The organism is Nostoc favosum CHAB5714 (genome assembly GCF_020829495.1).
GTDB classification, from domain to species: domain Bacteria; phylum Cyanobacteriota; class Cyanobacteriia; order Cyanobacteriales; family Nostocaceae; genus Nostoc; species Nostoc favosum.
Window position 1 is genome coordinate 1 of record NZ_JAIVFQ010000193.1, and the last position, 5,224, is coordinate 5,224.

Here is a 5,224-nt window from a genome sequence, read left to right on the forward strand (position 1 = left end):
GTCTGAGAGGACGATCAGCCACACTGGGACTGAGACACGGCCCAGACTCCTACGGGAGGCAGCAGTGGGGAATATTGGACAATGGGCGCAAGCCTGATCCAGCCATGCCGCGTGAGTGATGAAGGCCTTCGGGTTGTAAAGCTCTTTTGGCGGGGACGATGATGACGGTACCCGCAGAATAAGCCCCGGCAAACTTCGTGCCAGCAGCCGCGGTAAGACGAAGGGGGCAAGCGTTGTTCGGAATTACTGGGCGTAAAGGGCGCGTAGGCGGTTCTTCAAGTCAGGCGTGAAAGCCCTGGGCTCAACCTGGGAATGGCGCTTGATACTGGCGGGCTAGAGTGCGGGAGAGGATGGTGGAATTCCCAGTGTAGAGGTGAAATTCGTAGATATTGGGAAGAACACCGGTGGCGAAGGCGGCCATCTGGACCATTACTGACGCTGAGGCGCGAAAGCGTGGGGAGCAAACAGGATTAGATACCCTGGTAGTCCACGCTGTAAACGATGAGTGCTGGACGTTGCGGAGCTTGCTCTGCGGTGTCGTAGCTAACGCGCTAAGCACTCCGCCTGGGGAGTACGGCCGCAAGGTTGAAACTCAAAGGAATTGACGGGGGCCCGCACAAGCGGTGGAGCATGTGGTTTAATTCGACGCAACGCGAAGAACCTTACCAGCCCTTGACATGCCGTGCTACCGCCAGAGATGGCGGGTTCCTTCGGGACGCGGACACAGGTGCTGCATGGCTGTCGTCAGCTCGTGTCGTGAGATGTTGGGTTAAGTCCCGCAACGAGCGCAACCCTCGTCTCCAGTTGCCAGCGGTTCGGCCGGGCACTTTGGAGAAACTGCCGGTGACAAGCCGGAGGAAGGTGGGGATGACGTCAAGTCCTCATGGCCCTTACGGGCTGGGCTACACACGTGCTACAATGGCGGTGACAGAGGGAAGCGAAGGAGCGATCCGGAGCCGATCCCGAAAAGCCGTCTCAGTTCGGATTGCACTCTGCAACTCGGGTGCATGAAGGTGGAATCGCTAGTAATCGCGGATCAGCATGCCGCGGTGAATACGTTCCCGGGCCTTGTACACACCGCCCGTCACACCATGGGAGTTGGTTCTACCCGAAGACGATGCGCCAACCGCAAGGGGGCAGTCGGCCACGGTAGGGTCAGCGACTGGGGTGAAGTCGTAACAAGGTAGCCGTAGGGGAACCTGCGGCTGGATCACCTCCTTTCTAAGGAGACGGATGAAGACCTTCGGGGATTTATCTGTCGCTTTGGACACGGTTCTTCTGCGGAAGAGCCAAACGGTCTCCTCGGAGACCGGATCCTCGAGAGAGGATCAACCGCCGCCGCCAACGCATCCCTTTCCGGTAATCGTGAACACACGCTGAGAGCGTGTGTTCGGCGTGGGATCGAGCTTGGGGCTAGTAGCTCAGCTGGTTAGAGCGCGCGCTTGATAAGCGTGAGGTCGGAGGTTCAAATCCTCCCTGGCCCACCATTGATGCGCAGCGCAGCGCTGCGGGACCGAGCGAACTCCGGGCCGCGCCCGAAAGAGAAATCGGGGGTGTAGCTCAGTTGGGAGAGCGCCTGCTTTGCAAGCAGGAGGTCATCGGTTCGATCCCGTTCACCTCCACCACTGGTGGATACCTCCACCAGGTTCTGGTGAGAGCGATTACCGTAGAGGATCCGAGGTTCGGAGCGAGACGTGGTCCGCTTCGTGCGTTTGTTCAGTGACATCGTTGAGAGGAAGCATAAGTCTTGACGTCGAGGTCGGCGTCGGGTGGTGAAAGCCGCCTGGTGGTACGACCTCGCGGGTGAGAATGGAGTTCCGTGGACGGGGGATGACCCCTGCACGGGACGGAGAGCCTGGGTCGCTGGACCCGAGGTTCTTTGAGAGATGTAGAAGCTGATCAAGTGCCAGAAGGGCGTTTGGTGGATGCCTTGGTGCCAAGAGGCGAAGAAGGACGTGGTACGCTGCGATAAGCTTCGGGGAGCCGCGAACGGGCGTTGATCCGAAGATCTCCGAATGGGGAAACCCCACCTTAGGGTGATCCCGTACTGAATACATAGGTGCGGGAGGCGAACCCGGGGAACTGAAACATCTCAGTACCCGGAGGAAAGGACATCAACAGAGACTCCGCGAGTAGTGGCGAGCGAAAGCGGATCAGGCCAGTGGTCTTTGAGAGAGAACCGGAACCGTCTGGAAAGTCGGGCCAAAGCGGGTGATAGCCCCGTACGGGTAGAGCTCTTGGAGATCCTAGAGTAAGGCGGGACACGTGAAATCCTGTCTGAAGATGGGGGGACCACCCTCCAAGCCTAAGTACTCCTTGGCGACCGATAGTGGACAAGTACCGTGAGGGAAAGGTGAAAAGCACCCCGACGAGGGGAGTGAAAGAGACCTGAAACCGAACGCCTACAAGCAGTCGGAGCCCCGCAAGGGGTGACGGCGTACCTTTTGTATAATGGGTCAGCGACTTGGTCTGTGCAGCGAGCTTAAGCCGGGAGGCGTAGGCGTAGCGAAAGCGAGTCTGAAGAGGGCGAAATAGTTGCACGGATCAGACCCGAAACCGGGTGATCTAGCCATGGGCAGGTTGAAGGCGTGGTAACGCGCGCTGGAGGACCGAACCCACTTCCGTTGAAAAGGCAGGGGATGACCTGTGGCTAGGGGTGAAAGGCCAATCAAACTCGGAAATAGCTGGTTCTCCGCGAAAACTATTTAGGTAGTGCGTCGCGTGTATGCTGCCGGGGGTAGAGCACCGGAAGGACTAGGGGGGCCCAAAGCCCTACCAAATCCTACCGAACTCCGAATACCGGCAAGACTTGCGCGGCAGACAGACGGCGGGTGCTAAGGTCCGTCGTCGAGAGGGGAAGAGCCCAGACCGACAGCTAAGGTCCCGAAATCGTGGCTAAGTGGGAAAGGAAGTGGGAAGGCCAAAACAACCAGGAGGTTGGCTTAGAAGCAGCCATCCTTTAAAGAAAGCGTAATAGCTCACTGGTCTAGACAAGCCGTCCTGCGCCGAAAATGTAACGGGGCTCAAGCCACGTACCGAAGCTTCGGACTCTCGAAAGGGAGTGGTAGCGGAGCGTTCCGTAAGCCTGCGAAGGTGCATCGTGAGGTGTGCTGGAGGTATCGGAAGTGCGAATGCTGACATGAGTAGCGACAAGGAGCGTGGGAAACGCTCCCGCCGCAAGTCCAAGGGTTCCTGCGCAAGGTTAATCCGCGCAGGGTTAGTCGGTCCCTAAGGCGAGGCCGAGAGGCGTAGTCGATGGGAAGCGGGTTAATATTCCCGCACCTGCTGGTAGTGACGGATTCTGTGGGTTGTTCGGAGGAATGGTTCTATCCGGGCAGCGAAGGAGTCCCAGGAAATAGCTCCAGCGTATAGACCGTACCCGAAACCGACACAGGTGGACTGGTAGAGTATACCGAGGCGCTTGAGAGAACGATGTCGAAGGAACTAGGCAAAATGCCCTCGTAACTTCGGGAGAAGAGGGCCTCGCTCATGGGCAACCATGGACGAGGGGCACAGACCAGGGGGTAGCGACTGTTTACTAAAAACACAGGGCTCTGCGAAGCCGAGAGGCGACGTATAGGGTCTGACGCCTGCCCGGTGCCGGAAGGTTAAGAGGAGAGGTGCAAGCCTTGAATCGAAGCCCCGGTAAACGGCGGCCGTAACTATAACGGTCCTAAGGTAGCGAAATTCCTTGTCGGGTAAGTTCCGACCTGCACGAATGGCGTAACGACTTCCCCGCTGTCTCCGACATCGGCTCAGCGAAATTGAATTCCCCGTGAAGATGCGGGGTACCCGCGGTTAGACGGAAAGACCCCGTGCACCTTTACTACAGCTTTGCAGTGGCATTAGGGAAAGGATGTGTAGGATAGGCGGGAGGCTATGAAGCGGGGGCGCCAGCTCTCGTGGAGCCACCCTTGAAATACCGCCCTTTCGTTCTCTGATGTCTAACCGAGGTCGTGACGCGATCCGGGACCCTGCATGGCGGGTAGTTTGACTGGGGCGGTCGCCTCCCAAAGAGTAACGGAGGCGCGCGATGGTGGGCTCAGGCCGGTCGGAAATCGGCTGTGGAGTGCAATGGCATAAGCCCGCCTGACTGCGAGGCCGACAAGCCGAGCAGAGACGAAAGTCGGTCATAGTGATCCGGTGGTTCCGCGTGGAAGGGCCATCGCTTAACGGATAAAAGGTACGCCGGGGATAACAGGCTGATCTCCCCCAAGAGTCCACATCGACGGGGAGGTTTGGCACCTCGATGTCGGCTCATCGCATCCTGGGGCTGGAGCAGGTCCCAAGGGTATGGCTGTTCGCCATTTAAAGCGGTACGTGAGCTGGGTTTAGAACGTCGTGAGACAGTTCGGTCCCTATCTGCCGTGGGTGTTCGAGACTTGAGAGGCGCTGTCCCTAGTACGAGAGGACCGGGATGGACGCACCTCTGGTGTACCGGTTGTGGCGCCAGCCGCATCGCCGGGTAGCTATGTGCGGACGGGATAAACGCTGAATGCATCTAAGCGTGAAACCCTCCTCAAAACCAGGTCTCGCTAAATAGGGCCGTGGCAGACCACCACGTCGATAGGCCGCAGGTGCAAGCGCAGCGATGCGTTCAGCCAAGCGGTACTAATCGCCCGATCGGCTTGATCTCTTCTGCATTCTCCTCTGTCCCGTGCAGCGGCCATGCCCTGTCCGGACCCGATCTCACCCCGCGTGCGCACCCGCACGCTACTCACCAAGACTGCCCCCAACCCCAGGCGGACTTCGACGGCCTGGTGGCTTTGGCGAGGGGTGAACACCCGATCCCATCCCGAACTCGGCCGTGAAAACCCTCAGCGCCCATGGTACTGCGTCTCAAGACGCGGGAGAGTAGGTCGCCGCCAGGCCTTCCAAGTCCGCTCCACACAAACGCTTCCTCACAACGACCTCACCAACCATCCCCGCGGGATGGAGCAGCCCGGTAGCTCGTCAGGCTCATAACCTGAAGGTCGCAGGTTCAAATCCTGCTCCCGCAACCAAGTTCCTGAAGCCCCGCTGCGAAAGCAGCGGGGTTTTGTGCGTTCGCGCGTCTGCTGGCAGAGTAGCGGTCAAGCCTTTCCGCGAACGAGCAACCACATGGTCGCCAGCAACTCTTTCAAGTTCGTCATGCTGCCGCCGCAGACGGACAAGACCCGCGACTGGGCCAGGCGTCTGGCCGAAGCGGTGCCGGAAGCGCGCGTAGTCGTCGCCGAGGATGACG

General features: G+C 59.1%; 3 tRNA genes and 3 rRNA genes. All 6 read left to right on the forward strand.

Annotated elements, in window-relative coordinates:
* Positions 1-1,221 (forward strand): 16S ribosomal RNA (locus LC586_RS39445); the annotation flags it as partial.
* A 189-nt stretch (positions 1,222-1,410) separates the two neighbouring features.
* A tRNA-Ile gene (locus LC586_RS39450) sits at positions 1,411-1,487 on the forward strand.
* A 62-nt stretch (positions 1,488-1,549) separates the two neighbouring features.
* Positions 1,550-1,625: transfer RNA gene (locus LC586_RS39455), tRNA-Ala, on the forward strand.
* Between the two features lie 272 nt (positions 1,626-1,897).
* Positions 1,898-4,636 (forward strand): 23S ribosomal RNA (locus LC586_RS39460).
* A gap of 120 nt (positions 4,637-4,756) precedes the next feature.
* Positions 4,757-4,871: ribosomal RNA gene (rrf, locus tag LC586_RS39465) — 5S ribosomal RNA — on the forward strand.
* A gap of 55 nt (positions 4,872-4,926) precedes the next feature.
* A tRNA-Met gene (locus LC586_RS39470) sits at positions 4,927-5,003 on the forward strand.
* Positions 5,004-5,224: the final 221 nt, after the last annotated feature.